At 53.2% G+C, this 19,208-nt stretch carries 17 protein-coding genes and 2 pseudogenes; 3 read left to right on the top strand and 16 right to left on the bottom strand.

The genetic code is table 11. From position 1 onward, the window contains the following. Positions 1-13: 13 nt before the first annotated feature. The 10 genes from NTX59_12655 to NTX59_12700 all read right to left on the bottom strand — a co-directional run bounded on the left by NTX59_12655 (position 14) and on the right by NTX59_12700 (position 10,290). The gene (locus tag NTX59_12655; protein MCX5786527.1) at positions 14-640 is read right to left on the bottom strand and encodes a TetR/AcrR family transcriptional regulator; all 627 of its coding nucleotides are present in this window, start codon (positions 638-640) and stop codon (positions 14-16) included. A 184-nt stretch (positions 641-824) separates the two neighbouring features. After that, a complete protein-coding gene (locus NTX59_12660) occupies positions 825-1,190 on the bottom strand; it encodes an RNA-binding protein (protein MCX5786528.1) in 366 nt (121 codons plus the stop codon). A gap of 232 nt (positions 1,191-1,422) precedes the next feature. Further along, a complete protein-coding gene (locus NTX59_12665) occupies positions 1,423-1,875 on the bottom strand; it encodes a nucleoside deaminase (protein MCX5786529.1) in 453 nt (150 codons plus the stop codon). Next, positions 1,868-2,395: a hypothetical protein gene (locus NTX59_12670; protein MCX5786530.1), complete on the bottom strand. Its 528-nt coding sequence runs from the start codon at positions 2,393-2,395 to the stop codon at positions 1,868-1,870. The genes NTX59_12665 and NTX59_12670 overlap by 8 nt, the downstream gene beginning before the upstream one ends. Positions 2,396-2,567: 172 nt before the next feature. Next, positions 2,568-3,725, bottom strand: a complete 1,158-nt coding sequence (locus NTX59_12675) for a class I SAM-dependent rRNA methyltransferase (protein MCX5786531.1) — start codon at positions 3,723-3,725, stop codon at positions 2,568-2,570. A gap of 66 nt (positions 3,726-3,791) precedes the next feature. Continuing rightward, complete coding sequence (locus tag NTX59_12680) at positions 3,792-5,156, bottom strand: MATE family efflux transporter (protein ID MCX5786532.1); 1,365 nt, start codon at positions 5,154-5,156, stop codon at positions 3,792-3,794. Positions 5,157-5,190: 34 nt separating this feature from the next. Beyond that, positions 5,191-5,691, bottom strand: a complete 501-nt coding sequence (locus NTX59_12685) for a class IV adenylate cyclase (protein ID MCX5786533.1) — start codon at positions 5,689-5,691, stop codon at positions 5,191-5,193. Positions 5,692-5,735: 44 nt separating this feature from the next. Further along, positions 5,736-6,425, bottom strand: a complete 690-nt coding sequence (locus tag NTX59_12690; GenBank protein MCX5786534.1) for a phosphatase PAP2 family protein — start codon at positions 6,423-6,425, stop codon at positions 5,736-5,738. Between the two features lie 64 nt (positions 6,426-6,489). Next, positions 6,490-8,331, bottom strand: coding sequence for a translational GTPase TypA (typA, locus tag NTX59_12695; protein ID MCX5786535.1), 1,842 nt, complete (start codon positions 8,329-8,331; stop codon positions 6,490-6,492). A 153-nt stretch (positions 8,332-8,484) separates the two neighbouring features. Continuing rightward, positions 8,485-10,290, bottom strand: coding sequence for an ATP-binding cassette domain-containing protein (locus tag NTX59_12700; protein MCX5786536.1), 1,806 nt, complete (start codon positions 10,288-10,290; stop codon positions 8,485-8,487). A 198-nt stretch (positions 10,291-10,488) separates the two neighbouring features. Here NTX59_12700 and NTX59_12705 point away from each other — a divergent pair, with 198 nt between their 5' ends. The 3 genes from NTX59_12705 to NTX59_12715 are packed head-to-tail and all read left to right on the top strand — an operon-like array spanning position 10,489 to position 13,691. Then, positions 10,489-10,611 carry a hypothetical protein gene (locus tag NTX59_12705; GenBank protein MCX5786537.1) on the top strand — a complete coding sequence of 41 codons (123 nt, stop codon included), beginning with the start codon at positions 10,489-10,491 and terminating at the stop codon, positions 10,609-10,611. 19 nt (positions 10,612-10,630) lie between these two features. Continuing rightward, entirely contained in the window at positions 10,631-10,900 is a 270-nt protein-coding gene (locus NTX59_12710) for a hypothetical protein (GenBank protein MCX5786538.1), read from the top strand. Between the two features lie 37 nt (positions 10,901-10,937). After that, entirely contained in the window at positions 10,938-13,691 is a 2,754-nt protein-coding gene (locus NTX59_12715) for a polymorphic toxin-type HINT domain-containing protein (protein MCX5786539.1), read from the top strand. An 18-nt stretch (positions 13,692-13,709) separates the two neighbouring features. On the opposite strand, the gene NTX59_12720 is transcribed toward NTX59_12715, so the two are convergent. The 6 genes and pseudogenes from NTX59_12720 to NTX59_12745 all read right to left on the bottom strand — a co-directional run bounded on the left by NTX59_12720 (position 13,710) and on the right by NTX59_12745 (position 19,053). After that, positions 13,710-14,255: a hypothetical protein gene (locus NTX59_12720; protein MCX5786540.1), complete on the bottom strand. Its 546-nt coding sequence runs from the start codon at positions 14,253-14,255 to the stop codon at positions 13,710-13,712. Positions 14,256-14,605: 350 nt separating this feature from the next. Further along, positions 14,606-14,698: pseudogene (locus NTX59_12725) on the bottom strand (prepilin-type N-terminal cleavage/methylation domain-containing protein). Between the two features lie 466 nt (positions 14,699-15,164). Continuing rightward, on the bottom strand, positions 15,165-16,487 hold the full coding sequence (locus NTX59_12730) for a hypothetical protein (protein ID MCX5786541.1): 1,323 nt from the start codon (positions 16,485-16,487) through the stop codon (positions 15,165-15,167). Positions 16,488-16,669: 182 nt separating this feature from the next. Next, positions 16,670-16,924, bottom strand: a pseudogene (locus NTX59_12735) (GIY-YIG nuclease family protein). Further along, positions 16,911-17,468 (bottom strand): phosphatase PAP2 family protein, encoded by a 558-nt coding sequence (locus tag NTX59_12740; GenBank protein ID MCX5786542.1) that lies wholly within the window; start codon positions 17,466-17,468, stop codon positions 16,911-16,913. Before NTX59_12740 ends, NTX59_12735 begins: the two are co-directional and overlap by 14 nt. 319 nt (positions 17,469-17,787) lie before the next feature. Then, positions 17,788-19,053: a hypothetical protein gene (locus tag NTX59_12745; protein ID MCX5786543.1), complete on the bottom strand. Its 1,266-nt coding sequence runs from the start codon at positions 19,051-19,053 to the stop codon at positions 17,788-17,790. Between the last annotated feature and the right edge of the window lie 155 nt (positions 19,054-19,208).

A 19,208-nucleotide genomic window follows, 5' to 3' on the forward strand; every position in this document is an offset into this window, starting at 1 on the left:
TCATATACAACTCTCACTCAAGGCTTTTTAATAAAAGTTCCACACGCTCATCAATAGCCGCGTCGGAAAGTATCAGGTCTCTTGCTTTTTCAAGCGGCAGGCCCATTATTGAAGCGACCTTGTGCCTTTCAAACACCAGGCCTATTACCGCCGGAAAGATCATAGGAGGGATCAGGATAGCTATGGCCGAAGGCAGCGGCATTTTTTTGAGCCGCCCTTCTTTTTGGCATTTTTCTATCAGTTCCACGATATAGGCGATATGACCGGTAAAATTATTTTTTACCAGTTCAAATACCTCTTTCCTGCCATAAATAAGGTCGGCAAAAAATAGCGGCACGACTTTTCTGGCGTCGCGCGCGAATTTACCAACGGAAACTATCGCGTTCTTGAGTTTTTGCCGGGAATCCGCTCCGGAGGCTATCCCCCCCTTGAATTTAATAAAAAATTCGCCGTATATATCCTTCACTATTCTTTTAACGAATTCATCCTTGCTGCCGAAATAGTAATGGAACATGCCGGTGTTTACGCGCGCCAGGCGGCAGGCCTCCCTTACACTTAAGCCATAAAGGCCTTTTTCCCGGACAAGTTTTTTTCCGGACTCTATAAGCCTGAGATCGGTGCCTGAAGGTGGTCTTGCCATATATTCCCCTATTATTATACTACTGTATAATTATACATCCGTATAACTAATTTGTCAAGGCCTATAGAGGCAGGGGATAGGGGGTAGAGACGAGGGTGGCAGATAATAGAGAAAAGGGCAAAAAAAACCTCCCCTTTCTTAAAGAAGGGGGAGGCCGTAAAATCTTAATTAATTAAGATTTCAGTTACCACCTGTTGCCGCGTCCGCCGCCGTCGCGACCGCCGCCGCCGCCGAAGCCGCCGCCGCGTCCGCCGCCGCCGCCGCCGAAGCCGCCGCGTCCGCCGCCGCCGCTAGTGCGGGCTTCCATCGGTTTCGCTTCGTTAACGGTCAGTTTCCTGCCGCCGAAGTCGCTGCCATTGAGTTTTTCCATGGCGGCAAGGGCCTCTTCGTCATTGGCCATTTCCACGAAGCCGAAGCCCCTGGACTGACCCGAGTACTTATCGGTGATGATTTTGGTGTTGCTGACCACGCCGTAAGTCGCGAAAAGCGCGTTCATCTCGTTTTCGGTGGTGCTGAAGGGGAGTCCCCCTACGTATATTCTCTTGCTCATTTGCTGTATCCTCCTGATTTTAACCTTTCAACTCAACTCTATCTGCGCTATCTTCTGCCTATGGTAACCGGTTGGGATACGCAACAAACTTGAGTTATACTGGGTCTTAACTACCTGATTATTATGCCATTATAGAGCGGCAAAGTCAAGTAAAAAATGCGAATTAGGGAACGAATGGCTAACATACGAATTCAGAGCGAATAGTTCAGGGTTCTTAGCCTTCAGCCTTTCCCTATTCCCCTATATCTTCGTTCCAAAGCTCCGGCTTTTCCTTTATAAAAGCGGCCATCAGTTCTTTGCACTCTTTGAGGTCAAGATTTACAAGTTTAAGACGTTTCTTTAAATAGTTTTCAGGACCTTTAAAAGTACGATTCTCACCTATTACGACTGTGGGGATCTTATATAGAAGTATCGCTCCCGAACACATTTCGCAGGGCGAAAGGGTGGAATAAATGACACAGTTTTTATAATCACGGGCTTTCAGCCTGCCCGCATTCTCAAGGCAGTCCATTTCGGCGTGCAGTATGGCTGATTTTTTCTGAACCCGCATGTTATGCCCGCGGCCTATGATTTTCCCTCCCCGTACCAGCACCGCGCCAATGGGGATGCCCCCCTCTTTCAGCCCCCTGCGCGCCTCTTTTACGGCCAGGGCCATAAATCTGAGATGTGCTTTATTATTATTCATTTGAATCTTCAGCCGGCGCCTTCCGCCGCGCGGGTTTTTTTTTGCCGGCTTTCTTATATCTTTTCAGCGTGCCGGAGGCATTGCCGAGAGGAGCCTGAAAATTGAAATTTATCACATTCCCCGCCCGGTTAAGCGTACTTACGCCGCTGCCGAGCATTGACGACATGGTTAGTTTGCCGTTTCCGCTGTCGCAGAGCTGGGCGGTAAGCCCGCCGGGCATCATGCTGACGCCGCTCACTATGGCCTGATAGCATTCGCCTTCCGGGCTTACGGTAACGCTCCCTTTGCCTCTGGGGTGACCATCTCTCGTGTAGTTAGTGTAATATCCCACATACTCGTTCTCTCCGGTTTCTTTAATGACCAGGCTGACCGGGGAAACACCGGATTTGGAATTAATAGTTCCGCTCCAAACTCCAATATAGCGTTTTAAAGACGGAGTGCCCCCGCCGTCCTGGGCCTGTAATTTATTTTGCAGGGAAAAAAGCAGGCAGAGCGCGGAAAACAGCTTGAGAATTTTCATCGTGTATCTCCTTGTCCGAAAATTGCAATTGAGGCAATTTTCCGGAGGCTGAAGGCTGAAGCAGGGAAAATTACCTCACAGAATTTTAGCAAATAGAAACAACCGCTTTCTGATATATTGTTTATCTTATTCCCTCTTCCTTTTCCTTCAGCCTTAAGCCTTTCTTAATCCCTCACATCCTTGCCCAGATAACTTTAAGGTATTCACCCTCTGGATAGTCGGCGGCTATGGGGTGATCCGGGCCGGCGCCGCTTTTTTTAAAGATCTGCGCCCTGCGTCCCGCCGTGGAAGCGGCCCCGCGCACTATGTAGGAAAATTCTTCCATTGATACCATGCCGCTGCAGGAACAGGTGACAAAAACCCCCCCTTCCTCAACCAAAGACATGGCGATCCGGTTAAAATCCTTGTACTTAAAAATGCCCTTTTCTCTTTCCTCGCGCGAGGAAACAAGTTTGTAAGGGTCCAATATGACCAGGCCGTATTTTTTCCCGTTCTCCGCCATCTGCCGCATGTACGGAAAAGCGTCCGAGCAGACGGAATCTACGCGGACATTGTTGATATTGGCATTCCTCTTTGAGAGCTCGCTGGCTTCGGCGTCCAGCTCAACGCAGGTAACCTCTTCGGCCCCGCCCAGTTTTTTTGCGTAAAGGCCGAACCCCCCCGTATAGGCGCAGATATCAAGCACGCTTTTGCCCCCGGCAAAGGTTGAGGTGTAAAGCCGGTTTTCCCGCTGGTCGCAGAAAAACCCGGTTTTATGGCCTCCGGAAAAGCTCACGTCAAAAAGCACGCCGTTCTCGTTTACGCGCGCCTTGTAAAGAGCGGAAGCGTCCGGCGGCATGGAAAAGCCCTCCATCTCCTGTGTGTAGGAACTGGACCTGTGATGAAAAACAGCTTTCGGGAAATGCTCTCTGAAAGCGGCTTCAAGGCGGGCTGCGAGTTTATACATGCCGAGGGAATAGAATTCCAGAACTATATGCGTACCGTAAATGTCGACAGTAAGCCCGGGCAGGCCGTCGCCGTAATCGTGCACAAGTCTGAAAGCGTTGGTGGAGCGCTCAAGGCCCAGAATATCGCGCCTGAAAGAAACCGCCTTTGTAACCTGCTTTTTAAGAAAAGCGTCAATGTCAAAAGTCTCAGGGTTGTCCCTGGTGAAAATGCGCAGCATTATCTGGCTTCTGGGGTTGTAAAGCGCCAGGCCGTACGGGGAACCGTTTTTGTCGTAAACGGCCACAACATCCCCCGGCAGGGCAAGTTCGCACGAATCCACCATGCGCCTGAAGGCGTTGGGGCCGGCCGGAGCGTGGGAAAGTTTAACCTTTGGAAATTTCATGTGATTATTTTAGCAAGTTCGCGTATGTATGGGGATAATTTTACCGCCGGCAGGCCGGTTCAGCCGTCATTTGAGTATGTTTATCCCGCGCCACCGGCCGGAACTGAAACGCAGAGCGAAAACCGAAGCGAGCATGAACACATAGAACCCGCCCCATATCCAGGCATGCACAAGTTCGCCGCCCGCGCGGTAAACTATATACCACACGCCCGGCACGAAAAGAAGCCAGGCGCACGCGCTCGCTCCCAGCATCTGAAAACGCGTATCCCCGGCTCCCCTGAGCGCGTCGGCGAAAATTATTCCGATAGCGTCGAAAAATATAAAAACCGCCAGCACGGTCATCAACGGCCGGCACTTGGCAAGTATCTGCGCGTACTCCGCGGAATTTCCGGAACCGAAAATATTGATAAACATCCCCGGCGCCAGGATGAACAGCATCCCCAGCCCCAAAGCATAAACCGCGGCCATTTTTGCCGCATTATACGCCACGCGCTGCGACACATCAGGCTTTTTCATTCCGATATATTTTCCCACCAGCGTCAGCGTGGCCAGGCCCAGGCCTATTACCGGCATGAAGGCTATCATGTTGATGGAGGCGATTATATTGCTGGCCGCAAGGGACACTTTATCCATACCGCCTATGATGAAGATAAAAACCCCGAAAGAGGCGATATCCAGAAAAAAGCCGACGCCGTTCGGAGCGCCGTACTTCACAAGCCTTGCGAACATGGCCTTATGTACACCGACAAGGCGGGCGGTGCGGAAGCGGCGGCGGTTATAAGCGGAGAAAATGATCCGCAGATAAAGGCCGGTCATTAAGAGCTGGCCTGCTACGGCCGCCCAACCCGCCCCTTTTATGCCGAACGCCGGCACCTGCCCGGCGCCGAATATGAGCAGCCAGGACATGAACACGCACAGCACGCTGCCGGCCATATTCACGGCCATGGGGATCTTGGTCTTGCCGCGCCCTATAAAAAAGGCGGCCAGAGCCGTGTTTAAAACGGGGAAAAATGCAAAACAATTGAGAATGGCAAAATACGGGCGTTCAAGCGCGCGCACCGCATCTGGATGCCCCGAGTGGTCTATTATGTACAAGCCGAGCGGAGTCATCAACACCAGCAGAAGTCCGGAAGCCAGCGCCAGCCACACACCCTGCCAGACCGCCACCGAAACGCTGGCGGACTTGCCCCCGCCGTGATATCGCGACACGAAAGCGTTGGTGTAGGTGGCTGTGCCCATGAAGAAACAAAGGAAGGTGAAGCTTAAAATACCGGCGGGCACGCAGGCCGCCAGCGCATCCGTGCTGTAATGGGCCAAAAACACCCGGTTTATAAACTGCATTACGGTGCTTGAGGCAGTAGAAAGTATAAGCGGATAGGCCACCTGGCTTAGTTCCCGCAGCCCACCCTCTTTTACGGTCAATATTTTCATAAGAGAACTGGAAAACGAAAGCCAGGTTTAGTTCTTAGAGCATGTCGGCGTAGGCGGTTTTGAGCAGGTCTGCTTTTGAAATATAAAGCAGTTTCATCAGGACAGACGCGATCTGGCGTCCGACGGCGGGGCTTTGTCCTTTTTTAAGGCAGACCTCAAGCTCGATAAAGCGCCCCAGCCCCTCTACTTTGTCAAAATGTATTCTGGTCTGGCCCGCAAAAAAAACCGTCCGCTCTTTTTTCACGGTTTTGCCAAGGCCTAAGGCCGCGGTTAAAAGCGTTTTCATGTCGGCGGGGGCGTTGACCGCGGCCGGAAAATATTCGGAAGTTTTCGGCCCGGCCTTATCGGCGCGGCGGTAAAACACCAGATAATTCTCTTTGCCCTTCTGCGTCCGAAGTTTGAGCCGGCCGGAGGCGCAATTAAAAAAGCAGTCTTCCTGTACAAGGAACTCAGAGCGGTCCGCTATTTTTTCCGCGGCTTTGAGCTGTTTTTTCCAGTCGGAAGCTTTGGCTTTTATTTCAATGTTACGGGGCATAAAAAGGCTGAAGGCTGAAGAATTAAGACTGAAGGGTGAAAGCGCTATTTGGCGAGATAGGCGCGCATTTTGTCTATTTTCGCGCGAAAAGCCGGATTGCGCATAAGATCAGCGTAAAGGATGTCGCCGAACTTTTTACCCGCCTCAATGTCGGAGGTATAGTGAACTCCGCCTATCACGCGGTCAAGCGCCATCTCGTCGGCCCTGGAAAGGAATTGCGCCCTCCGCTCCGGCGCGAGTTCCGAAAGTATAAGCGCGTAAACGCGGGAAATAGTCGCGTGGCCGCTGGGATAGGACAGACCGCCTATTCGGCCAAGGCAGGGGTCCAGGGAAGCGTCCCGCAGGAAAGGGCGTTCGCGCCCATTGCGTTTTTTAAGCACACCCACCGCCGCGTCAGTGTCCGAATGAACCTGCACAAAGAAAGCGTCCGCCTCGGCCGGCATAGGCTTGACGAAAGGAGTGATATCGCCGAAAAATTCGCTAAAACCGGCATACGCTTCCAAGGCCGCCTTGGCGCATTGCTCCGGCGTTCGTGTTACCTGCCATTCGTGCAGCGCAACCATGTCCGCCTTGTCTATTTCCGAGCCGGGAGCCGGGGCCGGTTCGAACTGCCGGTCATTAAGCTGCGCATCGCTGAGATAAAGGGCATGCTCTTTCGGCTTAAATGCTTTATCCGGCGAAGAAGCGCAGGCGCAAAGCGCGGCCGCGAAAAACAATAGTAAATATCTTTTCAACCCTAAACCCTCATCCCTCATTCTTCATCCCTCATCCCTCCGAATTCCGACTGCGGAATTCGGGCTAGATAAATTCCTTGTCTCCGCGTTTACGGAGGCTGTGGTCCAGAACTTTCTTGCGCAGGCGCAGGTTATGCGGCGTTATTTCCACAAATTCGTCTTCCTCAACATACTCAATGGTCTGCTCAAGCGTCATCTCGCGCGCAGGCGTGAGCACTATTGAAAGGTCGGAGGTGGAAGAACGCATATTGGTCTGCTTTTTTTCTTTGCAGGGGTTTACCACCAGATCGTTGCCGCGGGAATTTTCCCCCACTATCTGGCCCATATAGACATCCTGCGCCGGAACAACGAACATCGCGCCGTGGTCCTGCAGGCTGTTCAGGGCGTAACCGGCCGTTTTACCCGTTTCTTTAGCTATAAAAACGCCGTTCCTTTTGGGCGGCTGGAAATTGCCCTCCGGCTGAAAACCATAAAAACTATGATGCATAAGGCCCGCGCCTCTGGTCATGGTCATAAACTCCGACTTGAAGCCGATAAGCGCCCGTGACGAGATGACATACTCAAATCTCACGCGCCCGTCGTTGCCTACCACCATGTCCTTCATCTGCGCGCCGCGCGCACCCATGGATTCCATTATCGGCCCCTGGAACTGGGAAGGAGAGTCAAGCACCAGGTATTCCACCGGCTCCACTGTAACGCCGTTTTCCTCGTGGGTGATAACCACCATTTTTGATACGCAAAGCTCGTAGCCTTCGCGGCGCATGGTTTCAAGAAGTATGGACAGGTGCAGTTCGCCTCTGCCCGAGACCTTGAACCCGCTTTCGCCCGGTATTTCCACCACTTTCAGCCCCACATTGCTTTCCTGCTCCCTTAAAAGGCGATCGCGCAGCTGCGTGATGGTCACAAATTTTCCGTCGCGGCCGGCGAACGGGCCGTCATTTGCGAAAAATCCCATGGAAAGCGTGGGAAGTTCTATTTCAAGCCCCGGCAAAAAACCCGGCGCGTCGGTGGAAGAGACGGTGTCCCCTACTTCTATCCCTTCCAGTCCCGCAAGCGCCACAATATCGCCGGACCGGGCGGACGCGAGCTGCACCCGTAAAAGCCCGCTGAATCCCACTACCTGCATTACTTTCCTGGTCCTGGGCTCGGAGATGGGCGAAGCAAGCGAAACCTGCTGACCCGCCGAAACCGTCCCCTGAAAAATCCGGCCGATGCCTATTCTGCCGGTGTATGAGCTGTAGTCAAGCATGGTCACCAGCATCCTTAAAGGCTCGCTGTCTTTTTCAAGCGGTCCGGGGACATGTTTGATTATGGCTTCAAAGAGCGGCTTCAGATCGGGACCTTTTACTTTCGCGTCCATGGTGGCCCAGCCTTCACGGCCGCAGGCGTAGACTATGGGAAAATCCAACTGTGAGTCGGTGGCGCCCAATTCCATAAAAAGCGCGAACACCTTGTCCAGAACGGCGTGTGGGTCGCAGTTCAGGCGGTCAATTTTATTTATCACCACTATGGGCTTCAGGCCGAGCGTGAGCGATTTTTTCAGCACGAAGCGCGTTTGCGGCATCGGCCCGTCAAGCGCGTCCACAAGCAGCAGAACCCCGTCCACCATTCTGAGCACGCGCTCGACCTCGCTGCCGAAGTCGGCGTGGCCCGGCGTGTCCACTATATGGATAGTGGTATCGCCGTATTTGACGGAGGTGTTTTTTGAGAGTATGGTAATGCCGCGCTCGCGCTCCAGGTCGTTTGAATCCATTATGCAGATTCTTTCCTCGCCCGCCTTGTCGTGGAAGGAGCCGGTCTGGCGCAGCATGGCGTCTAAAAGCGTGGTTTTGCCGTGGTCCACATGTGCGATAATTGCGATGTTGCGCAGGTCGTGCCTGCGGGGCTGGTTGTCAAGTTTTGGCATAAGCGATGGTTGTCCTCTTGTTGAAATCGTAGATGTTCCAGTAGTCAGAAGTCAGAATACAGAAGCCAGAATGTGGGTGTCAGCTATAAGTAGTTTCCGCCATTCTGAATTCTGACTTCTGAATCCTGTCTACCTAAAGTAGCACCTTAAAACTTATATATTCTCCAGCTCGGCGGTTTTGGCCGCGGCCGCTTCTTCAAGCGCCGTTATCTCGCCGCCCATGGATTTTACCCGCTCGTAATCCGCGTGTATTTCAGGCTCCGAAAGCCTGGCGGCGAGCGTTTCTATGTTTTTCCGTATCAGCGATATCTCTTCACTGAGTTTTTCCGCCTTACGGGCTTTTTGGTCCTGAAGTTTTTTCAGCCGCCGCTCTTCCTTCTGCGAGTCGGAGCGCTTTTCCGAAGGGCTAAAAACCTGCAGTGGCGCGGGAACAGGCACGGCGGGAATCTCCTCCGCCTCGGCCCGCATCTGCTCCTGCCGGTAATGGAAATAATCGTAATTGCCCGGATACATGGTCACCTTTCCCTGTTCAATATGGGCCACGTGATCGGCCAAAGCGTTGATAAAGTAAAGGTCGTGGCTTATAAAGCATAGCGTGCCTTCGAATTCTTTCAGCGCGCCCACGAGCGCTTCCACGCTGGGCATATCCAAGTGGGTTGTCGGCTCGTCCATCAAAAGCACATTGGGCGGGTCCAGCAGCAGTTTTACCAGGCTCAGGCGGCTTTTTTCCCCGCCGCTCAGCACGGCGCATTTTTTAAACACATTGTCGCCGGGGAACAGAAAAGTGCCAAGCACCGTCCTGACCATAAGCTCGGAGTTAAACCTGTCATTGTCCATGGCTTCCTGCAGAACGGTTCTCCGGGGGTCAAGCATTCCCTCCCGGTGCTGGGAAAAATATCCGGTTTTGACATTAAGCCCCGTAACTATTTCGCCGCTGTCGGGCTTCACCACGCCCGCGAGCAGTTTCAAAAGCGTGGATTTACCTGCGCCGTTATGCCCCACGAAAGCCGTCTTCTGGCCCCTTTGCAGTTCAAAATTGAAATTCTCATACACTTTTATCGGCTCGTGTCCGGGCACTGCGTATATCTTGTTGACATTTTTAAGCTCAAGCGATTTGGCGCCGGTGCGGTTCGGCTGCGGAAATCTTATTTTAACGGTCTTAGTCTCAACGGGCAGCTCTATGCGCTCAAGCTTGTCAAGGCGTTTTATCATGCTCTGCACCCGGGAAGCCGTGGAGTAGCGCACGCGGTTCCTGGCTATAAAATCCTCCATATCCGCTATTTCTTCCTGCTGCTGCTTCCAGGCGGACAGCAGCTTTTCCTTTTCCATTTCCCGCTGAGCCAGAAAATATTCGTAGTCGCCGTGATAGACCTTTAAGGTTTTATCCTGCAGGGAAACTATAGCGCTGCAAACCGTGTTTATGAACGCCCTGTCGTGCGAAATGACGAGCACGGCGCCGGGGTAATACGCGAGATAATCCTGAAGCCAGAGCAGCGAATCCAGGTCCAGATGGTTGGTAGGCTCGTCCAAAAGCAGCAGGTCGGGCTTTCTGATCAGCAGATGCGCCATAGCTACCCGCATGGCCCAGCCGCCGCTTAAAGTGTTGACTATCCTGTTAAAATCCGAAACCTTAAAACCCAAGCCCATAAGTATGGCTTTGGCCTCGGCCTCAAGCCGGCTGTCAAAAGCGTCCAGCCCTTCCAGCGTTTCTTCCAAAACGGTGCGCTCCGAGACCGGCGCGTTTTCCTGCGGCAGATAGCCCGCCACGGCGCCTCTTTTAAACTGTATCTCTCCGTCGTCCACTTCCTCTTCGCGGAGCATCATTTTGAAAAGCGTGGATTTGCCCGCGCCGTTAGGCCCCACCAGCGCGAAACGCTCGCCGTCGTTTATCTGCAGCGAGGCGTCCTCAAAGAGCGTCTGCTGGCCGAAAGACTTGTGAATATTGCGCAAAGTTATCATAAAAGTAGCCGACGGATATCCCGCAACTTTGTCCCGAATCTAGAGGGAAGAAGAAGGGCTCCCGTATGGGAGCCGTAAAAAGTCAAGGACTTCTCCGGCAAAGCACTGTATTATGATTTTACTATTTTCCGTGGTAACTTTGCAAAACGCTTACTTCCGCAAAGGTATTGCGCATTGAGAAAACCGGAGATTTTCTGTATGCGGTCACAAATCGGGAGCGCATCAATGGACGGAGTTGAATTTCCATGGCTTAAAAAAATGGATTTATCCGCTGAAAAGATATACACTTTACAAACCATAGAAGAGGCCGCGCATTTTTAGCGGCTGAACGGAGGCTGGAATGTCTGAAACTCTTATCAATGTTTTGTGGGCGCTCGTATTTTCGCTGGTGGGCGGACTTGTGGGGGTGTTCCTTCTTATAACTTTCGCGACCAAGCTGCCTAAGATCTTTGACCGCCTCACCCCCGCCATAGACGAAGGCAAGGAGATAATACGCGGCAACCGCGCAGTGGCGGAATATTTCGGCCGCATAGTATCTGCCGGCATACTTGGGGTGAGCATCATTATAGCCGCGGCGGTGCTTGGCGGTATTATAGCGGCGCTGCATTAGACAACCGCAATTGAATATTTTTTACTTGAAACGGCATATGGATAATCCGGCTTTCATCTTCCCTCCTCAGCCTTCAGCCCTCAGCCTTCAGCCCTCCAAATTCCTGCTGAGGAATTTAACATTATCGGCTATACTGGCCTCTATGGCCGTTTCCGCCTGGGCAAGGGGCGGCGGCGGCTGTTTTGAAAAAGGCACGCCCGTTTTAACTCCAAAAGGGGCCTCCGCCATAGAAACGCTGCGCCCCGGCGACCGGGTGTTAAGCTCCGACGGAAGCAAAACTACTCCGTCATCCGTTAAAGCCGTCTATGAGGTAAAACCGGAGAAATTTATTGAGGTTAAAACGTGCGGCAAAACTCTGCGCGTGACGCCGCAGCATCCGTTTATGACCGCGCCCGGAGTTTTTATTGAAGCGCGGACTTTAAAGCCGGGAACCCCGGTTTACGCCATGAAAGAAGGCCGGCCGCAAAAATGCGCAGTTGAGGCCGTGCGGGAAGTTTCCGCCGGAACCGCCGCATACGATCTGCTTGTGTTCCCTGGAGGGAAGTATTTTGCCGGGAGCGTTCTTGTTCATAACAAAGGCTGTTTCCTGCCGGACACGCGCATACTTAAAGCCGACGGGGCCGAAACCGCCGTCTCGGAAATAAAAAAAGGCGACAAAGTGCTGGCCTTTAACGAGAACGGCGCAATAGTCCATGCGGAAGTAAGAGAAATAATAACTGCCGACGCGGATGAATATTTTGAAATAACCACCCCGCGCGTAACTGTGCGCGCCACGGCCGAACATCCTTTCTACGTTGGGGACGGCACCTTTAAAACAGTAGAAGCTCTCAAACAAGGCGACAAAATTTTTATTTACGACGGCAAAGGAATGTCCCCGTCTGAAATAATTTCAATAAAGCGTGTGCGGGCCAAGGCCAAAGTTTATAATTTAAAAACCGACAGCCCGAATACCTTTTTCGCCAATTTCGCGGCCGTACACAACAAGGGCGGCGGAGGCGGAGGCTGTTTTCCGGCCGGAACCCTGATAAGCGCCCCGGAAGGCTCAAAGCCGATCGAGAAACTGGCTAAAGGCGACATCGTTTACGCCTTTGACACTGCGGGGTTTACCCAGCTCTTTTGGGACAAAAAGCAACCAGTTGTTGACGAAACTATGTCTATAAACGCTGGCATGCGAACCAAAAGTGCGAGGCTGGTTAAAACAGCCGTAAAAGAAGTATTTGCGAAGGACAGCGAAGTGCTCACGCTTGAAACCGGCAGGGGAACGCTTAATACCACCCTTGAACACCCGCTGCTTGCGCGGGACGGCTTCAAGCCGGCCGGAGAGCTGCGTCCCGGCTCGGAGATAGCCGTTTATTCCGGCGCGGCTGTTGCCTGGACAAAAATTAAATCGGCGGTAATTTCAAAAAAACCCGAAAAAGTTTATAATCTGGCCGTTGAGGAACCGCACACTTTTATAGCCGACGGCTTTATAGCGCATAACAAGGGCTTTGGCGGCGGTTACCATAGTTCCGGCCATTACGGAGGCTCAAGCAAGGACGAAGATTCTACCTGGATGCTAATGGTGGGTCTCGGCCTGCTGGTGATATTCATCCGCAAACAAACCGACGATGGCAATGATGAAGAAGAAAATCTTGACCAGCTTTTCCCCCGCGCGGCCATAGAGCCGAAGGCGCAAAAAACCGCGCAGCTGCTTGAATTTATTTCCCGGCAGGATAAAGATATGGCTCAGGACCTGCTTAAGGAAACTGCCCGGAAAACTTTTGAGGCCATGCAGCTGTGCTGGCAGAACCGCGAGTACTCGCCCATGCAGGCCATGCTGACGCCGAACCTTTACGCCAGCCACCTGACGCAGATAGAGATCATGCGCCGCGACCATGAGATAAATGTTATGGATGATCTGAAAGTGCTGGCCGTGGACATCGTGGGCGTCCGCTACACAATACAGGAAGAGTCAAGGTTTTTCACGGCGCTGATAACCGCGCAGGCCAGAGACTACTATATAGACGACACGGACAACAGCTTTATCAGGGGCGATTCCCGGCCGGAACAATTCCAGGAATTCTGGACATTCCACTATTTGGGCGGGAAATGGCTTTTGTGCGTTATAGAGCAGACGGCGGAATCGGGCGAACTTACAAGAGAGGATTTTTTTGAGCAGTTCACGGACGGCATGAAAGCTCAGGTTTACGGCAAAACCGCCGCCAACCAGGGGCCCGCCGGCCCGTGGCTGAATCCTCAGGCCGCCGATAAGGGCGTAAAAATAGAGAGGATGCTGAATTTCCTCGGGGCATCGGACAAGATGTGGGACCCCGCTAAGATGGAAGTGGAGGTAAGCGTTGCCTTTCTTGCCATTTACGCGGCCTGGTCCAAGGGCGACCCCGAAGCTCTGCCTAAAGAAGCCATTTTCCCGCAAATGCTTGAAAGCCTTAAGGCCCTGATGCTCAAAAAAAAGCAGGAAGGCATGTCTTTTGAATTCCGCAACCTCTGCGTGCGCAAGGTGGAGCTGGTGCTGGTAAACAACCGCGCGGACAAGGAGGAAAGCGAATTTGTGGCCAGGATTTCGGCCCACGCCCAGAAACGCCTGCTGCAAAACGGGGCGGAATTGCACTCAGACATTAATGTAATGCCTTTCACCGAATACTGGACCTTCGGCCCGCACGAAGGCTGCTGGAAGCTGAAAGAAATACTGTCCAAGGCCGAAGGTGAAAGCGCGCTGACCGGGGAAAACAAGGACGAAGAGTCAAGCCCCATGCAGCTTGAGTGGTACTACACAAAAAAAAGGGCTTATTGACAGGGAGCTCCGCCCGGCTTACTTTGGGACAGCAGCCGTAAAGTAGTGCATAAGGCCGCCGGCCGTCTTTTCAACCAGGGCCCTGTCGCCGCGGGGGCATTTCTCACTTACAAGCGTTTTGAATTCCTGTTTCTGCTCCGCTGTGGCCTGGCCCAGCGCAAATTGGTAGAACTCCTCATAGGTGGCGCCGCGCGCGGGCAGCTCCTTTTCAAGCACCGTGCGGTAACGTTTGCGGAATTTAATAAACTGCCGCTTCAACTCGTCGCGGTCCCCGCCCTCGCCGGAAAGAGCCTCAAGCAGGTCCATATTACCCTCTATATCTTCCATAAGCTTCGGGGACGAACACAGCATGGCGGCCAGCGCCGAGCCCGCGTTGCCGGATTTGCCTGCCGCCTTGACCGCGACCACCCTGGCGTCCAGCTTGGCCTCGAACTTGGCCTGAGCCTTTGCCGCGGCCTCCTGCGCAGCAGAGAGCTTTTGGCGGGCGGCCATCGTATCGGCGAATTTTTCACAGCCGGCGCACAGGAATACGGCTGCTGCGAGCAAAATGATGGATTTGTTCATTGATTCCTCTAGATCAGATCGAGTATGCAGTCCACCTGAGTGCAGGTAACGGCCCCGCTGTTTATGTCATATATCAGCGTATATACGCCGTAAGCCGACGTCGGGGTGGGGATGGTGTTCCTGGTAGCGTAGATAGTGCCGTCCTCATCCAGCATATAAGTGTATATCTTTTGGGCGCAGACGCCGGCGCCTGTACAGGTGCTGCCCCTGGAGTCCGTGAAGGCCAGGTCCAGTTCATTCCAGCTGTTTGTGTATTTGCCGTTCTTAGCCATGGCTCTCGCTTGGGCGGACTTCACGGCAGCGAAGATGCTTTGCGCTTCCGCCACCCGGGCGCGTTCAACCACTTTAAAATACTGCGGGATGGCCGTGGCGGCCAAGATGCCGATAATGAGCACGACGACCAACAGTTCTATCAGAGTAAAACCGCCGCGTATTTTTCGCATTTTTTGTCCGTCCCCGCAGGAAATTGCGCTGCGAAGACATACCCCTGCTGAAAGATTACAAAATGCAAGCGGGAAAATCAATAAAACCTCTTCTTTCTTCGCGGGCGGGAGGCGTACGGGGAACGCCTATTGCGAAAGGGAGCCGGCAAATTCTCTGCGCGCTCCGGGACCGGGTTTTGTAAGAAGAAGGCCGGGGGTTTCCGCCGGCTCCGAAACTCGCCTGAAAGGCAATGCTTTCAGGCTCAAACATCCTCGCCGTCCCGGAGGGATTTGCTCCAGCCTCCGGCCTTAAACCCTCAAAGGAGCGCGCAGAAAATCCGCCGACTCCCTTTAAAATATTTTTTCCCCACCCTTAATATCGGCACATCCATGTTTACCCGCCCAGTGGCAAACAAATATTCCTAAAGCAAAACCGCCGGGGCTCCCCGGCGGTTTTACCGACTCATTTTAAAAAAGCTCCTCTTCTTTAGCCTCCGTTCGTGTCAAAAGAAGAAGGGGCTGGAGGCGGCGGGAGCGTTTTCACCACGGAAAGGACCGCCCTGCTGTCGTTCTCGCGCATGGAGTCGGTATTCACTTCCGCGGGGATCGTATTGCCGTCCTCGTCGGTCAATAAAACTTCCACCAGGTAGGAGCCTTCAGCCGGCGGTTTGCCGGACAAAAGCCCGTTCCAGCTGAAGCTGAGGCTGCGGTTGAAAAGATAATTTTCCGGAACGGATGACGGCGTATTGTTGCCTGAATCGCCGCCGGGGCCGCTGGAGTAGCCGGCAGTTGTGGGATCGTTTAACACTATATCGCCCACTAACAGCGTTTGCGGCTGCCCGCCGATAGGTGTCAGGGTTATGGAACATTTCACGTTCCTGCTGCGATTTTCAAGCGCTATGAAGGAAATGTCAACTTTGCTTCCGGGAGTAACGACATTGGGATAAACTGCGAAGTTTTTGACCAGCGGAGGAAGCTTTTTGGAGGCGGATTCCAGCGTAGCCATAGTATAGCCGGCGGCCATTCCAAGCCTGTCCCGGCATATTTCCGGGATCCTGGCCACCAGCTTCCTGTTGTTCGTGTTTCCTTGCCCCCCATAAGCAGAGTCATCAATCCAGCTTGAATAGGTATCATGACCGCCGCCGTAGGCGCCGCCGGGCCCTTTGGTGGCATCTTGTCCGAACCTGGGCGCGGACGGAGAAGGTACCCAGTATGGGATGCCGGTATCAGGATTGCGCCATGAGGAAAGGTGAGAGCGCGTGTCGTCCTGCATCGCCTGATAATATTCGTACGGCTGCCTGGAAGTGTCAATGGCCGGCACAGGGCCGAATGTGGGGTCGTAGTCGGCGTATTCCTCCATACCTTCCGACATTAAATGGGCTATATTGGCCGCGTGCGCCGGAACCGCCATATCCTGCGTCAAATGACAGATGATACCGAGGTTGCGGTAGGCGGTTTCGGTATTCAGAGTTTTATAATTGCCCAGCACGCCGCCGGAATTTTTCGCATCGCCATTTTCCCACAGGTCTTTCGGCAGGCCGCCGTTGTCATGCCAGAAATCGGGGTGGCCGTTTTCGGAGGCGGAACCGTCCTTCAGAAGGGAAGCGGCTTTAGCGATATCCGGATACAGGTTTTTGTCTATCTTTTTAAGAGCTTCCACGGCTATTTTTTTATGCGTTGCGCCGAAGAGGGATTTCCATTTGGTCACGTCCTGCAACCCGTCATACTGAGCGTAAGAGCTCGCGCAGCCCAGCATTATGACCGCCAAAGCAAGTCTGTAACCTTCTTTCTTTATGTTCGAAATTCTCATTTTTATCTCCTGCGGCGCGCCGTCCTTTGGTTCGCCTTAGGATTATTTTATTCAAATCGCGCGATCTCAGATAGAGGCTTTGTGCCTATTTTAGGGGGATATTAAGGCCTAGTTCGTTTTGGGTCTACTGGGTTCCGCCGCACATTCAATTTAGAAGTGCGACTTGCAGGTAAGTTTTCTGATTTCTTTTTGACCAGCGCGGTCTTGTCCGTCTTGGATAAGCTTTTTATCCAAGCTTCCCGTTTTAAAGCCAGCGACTTGGTTGTGCGCCTTTCTTTCCAGACAAGCTTTACCGGGCCGAAACTGCGGGTGTAACGAGCGCCGGTTCCGTTGTTGTGCGCTTTCAATCTGGCCGGGATATCTTTGGCTATGCCGGTATAAAACGCGCCGTTGGCGCATTTCAATATGTAAACGAACCAGAAATCAGGCCTTGGCATTTTTTCGGGCGGCTGAAAACAAAAGCTGGATCCTTTTTTCGGCCAGAACGAGCAAATATCCGAAAGCCGAGCCTAAAACCGCGCCGGCAATTACATCCGCGGGGTAATGCACTCCGCAATAAATCCGGGACAGCCCGACAAGCGCCGCCGCCGTAAAAAGCCAGATCCCGGATTTTTTGCCGAATACCGCGGTTAAATAAACCGCCGCCATGAACGCCCCGCAGGTATGCCCCGACGGGAATGAGAGGCCGGTTTCCATAAAAAGAACCCGGGCGTCCGGGAGCGCGACGCAGGGGCGGAGCCGGTGGAAGAACCCTTTAAGCGATTCAAGGCCATAGAAGCCAAGGAGGTATCCTGCCAGCAGCACAAACCCGGCCGGTCTGCGGCGGGCGTTACGGCTAAAGATAAGTGCAAGCGAGGCCAGCATGACAGCGATCCAAAGTCCCTTTTCAGGCAAGGGGGCGAGAAAGTCAAAAAATTTATTTACAAAACCGGCATTGAGAAAATGAAAAAGTTTTAAATCAAGAGCTTTTAGATATTCCATATCGGATATTTTAGCATTTGCCGGTTTACGCAGCGAATAAACACGTCCTTGGGTGAGGCGCAGAATTTTACCAATTTTCTCCGCGCCCGGCTGCTGTCCGGGCGGATGGAGGTGTGATAAACTGATTGTTTCGATCGTCAGCCGGGGGCGGGCCACGCACTTTGGCTCTTTCAGAAAAAGTGCCGGGCGGGTCTATGGTCCCATGAAGAAGCAATGAAGCTCCGCACAGCGAACTGTGCGGAGCTTCATTGCTTATTCTCTAATACCACAATCCGTTTCGAACAACACACATCTTACAGGAATTAAATATACGGGCCCCTTAATTCACCGGCGCGCTGTCTGCCGGCGTGCTGGTGCCGGCTTCGCATTTGGTCCATACTCCGTCTATCATAACGGAGGAAGTTAAGGGTTTCACCGGCGGGTTGCCTCCGGGGTCGATCTGCACCTTGTCATTGTAGGTCTGTCCCTGCGCGTCCTTTCCCGCGTAAGTGGCGGACCATTTTCCATCCTCGCCTTTCGAGTAGGACGGATTTGGCGGCGGATTATCTTTATAGTATCCGTCATCCTTGCCGCATCCCTTGGGGCAAAAGGTCCCGTCGGGAGGCTCGGTGGTAGCTAGTTTTATTACTTCAGGGGGAGGCACATCCACAGTCTTCCCCGTCTTTTCGTCCTTCGCGCCTTGATCTGCCTGCTTACTCACCTGCCCTGCGGCGCCCGTCAGCGCGTCTTTGGCCGCGTCCTTGCCCTCCGCGCCGTTCATCTTTGCAAGATTGGCATCATGTTTTTCAGCATCCAGGTCTCTTACCGGAGCGGGCTTCAGGGTATTAATATCGCCGGTGGTTTTCAGGTTTTCTATTTCGCCGCTCTTTATAGTGTCAAGGTTCACCAATCCGGTTTTGGCGTAGGCGAGAGCTTCGCTCTTACCCGCAGAACCCACCCCGAAGGCCTGGTCCCATTTGGATTTGGCGAACATTGCGGAGGAGGACCTCAAACCTTCTCCCATTAACGACTGTGTACCGGCTAAGCTGCCAAGAACCCCGCCTTTGCCCTGGGGGCCCCCCTTCCCGCCCGACTGCCCCCCGGATATATTTACGTTGCCGGCCCCCCCCCCGGACCCGAATGACGAGGCGTTGTCCGTGGTCTGGCTTCCGCCTCCGCCGCCACCGCCGCCGCCCGTGCCTGATTGACCGCCGCCAAAACCGCTCATACCGCCTATCAGGCTCCCTTTGGACATCAACGCGGATGCGGCGCCTGTAGTGTCAGTATTTGGGCCCGCACCCGAAGCCGCGCCCTTGGCCATCCAGTCAGAAATATCCGCCTGCGGTTTTTTGAACAGCTCAATGTTCATGCCCCTGTCCCGTATCGGAGCGGCGTGCTTCTCCTCGTCCTCCAGCCCGAAATACTGGAACATCGGCAGAAGGGCTGTCCTCTTGGCGAAGTCGTAGACCAACTCCATCTTATTTCCGCCCTTAAGGTCGCCCAGCCCCTGGAAAACAAAAAACGTGAAAATTCCTCCGCCGACCACAAGGAAGAGGATGACAAAGGCGACTAGAATTTTTTTCCGGTCATTTGAGTTTATGTCCATAAAAACCACCCCCGCAACAAACCCAGCACCAACGACCTTATCCCCCGCGCCCACATTTAAGGACCGGAAAATAAAGTTCACCCGTAGAAATAGTTTAGCAGAGGAATCCGGGAATTTCAAGGGGTTGGGTCTGACAGGAAACATACAAGGGCGGT

This window comes from Elusimicrobiota bacterium (assembly GCA_026388155.1).
In the GTDB taxonomy this organism is placed as follows: domain Bacteria; phylum Elusimicrobiota; class Elusimicrobia; order Elusimicrobiales; family UBA9959; genus UBA9634.

Excerpts from the sequence above, each read along its gene's own strand:
- NTX59_12655 (MCX5786527.1), bottom strand. The coding sequence starts at position 640 with ATGGCAAGACCACCTTCAGGCACCGATCTCAGGCTTATAGAGTCCGGA.
- NTX59_12660 (MCX5786528.1), bottom strand. The coding sequence starts at position 1,190 with ATGAGCAAGAGAATATACGTAGGGGGACTCCCCTTCAGCACCACCGAA.
- NTX59_12665 (MCX5786529.1), bottom strand. The coding sequence starts at position 1,875 with ATGAATAATAATAAAGCACATCTCAGATTTATGGCCCTGGCCGTAAAA.
- NTX59_12670 (MCX5786530.1), bottom strand. The coding sequence starts at position 2,395 with ATGAAAATTCTCAAGCTGTTTTCCGCGCTCTGCCTGCTTTTTTCCCTG.
- NTX59_12675 (MCX5786531.1), bottom strand. The coding sequence starts at position 3,725 with ATGAAATTTCCAAAGGTTAAACTTTCCCACGCTCCGGCCGGCCCCAAC.
- NTX59_12680 (MCX5786532.1), bottom strand. The coding sequence starts at position 5,156 with ATGAAAATATTGACCGTAAAAGAGGGTGGGCTGCGGGAACTAAGCCAG.
- NTX59_12685 (MCX5786533.1), bottom strand. The coding sequence starts at position 5,691 with ATGCCCCGTAACATTGAAATAAAAGCCAAAGCTTCCGACTGGAAAAAA.
- typA (MCX5786535.1), bottom strand. The coding sequence starts at position 8,331 with ATGCCAAAACTTGACAACCAGCCCCGCAGGCACGACCTGCGCAACATC.
- NTX59_12700 (MCX5786536.1), bottom strand. The coding sequence starts at position 10,290 with ATGATAACTTTGCGCAATATTCACAAGTCTTTCGGCCAGCAGACGCTC.
- NTX59_12705 (MCX5786537.1), top strand. The coding sequence starts at position 10,489 with ATGCGGTCACAAATCGGGAGCGCATCAATGGACGGAGTTGAATTTCCA.
- NTX59_12710 (MCX5786538.1), top strand. The coding sequence starts at position 10,631 with ATGTCTGAAACTCTTATCAATGTTTTGTGGGCGCTCGTATTTTCGCTG.
- NTX59_12715 (MCX5786539.1), top strand. The coding sequence starts at position 10,938 with ATGGATAATCCGGCTTTCATCTTCCCTCCTCAGCCTTCAGCCCTCAGC.
- NTX59_12720 (MCX5786540.1), bottom strand. The coding sequence starts at position 14,255 with ATGAACAAATCCATCATTTTGCTCGCAGCAGCCGTATTCCTGTGCGCC.
- NTX59_12730 (MCX5786541.1), bottom strand. The coding sequence starts at position 16,487 with ATGAGAATTTCGAACATAAAGAAAGAAGGTTACAGACTTGCTTTGGCG.
- NTX59_12740 (MCX5786542.1), bottom strand. The coding sequence starts at position 17,468 with ATGGAATATCTAAAAGCTCTTGATTTAAAACTTTTTCATTTTCTCAAT.
- NTX59_12745 (MCX5786543.1), bottom strand. The coding sequence starts at position 19,053 with ATGGACATAAACTCAAATGACCGGAAAAAAATTCTAGTCGCCTTTGTC.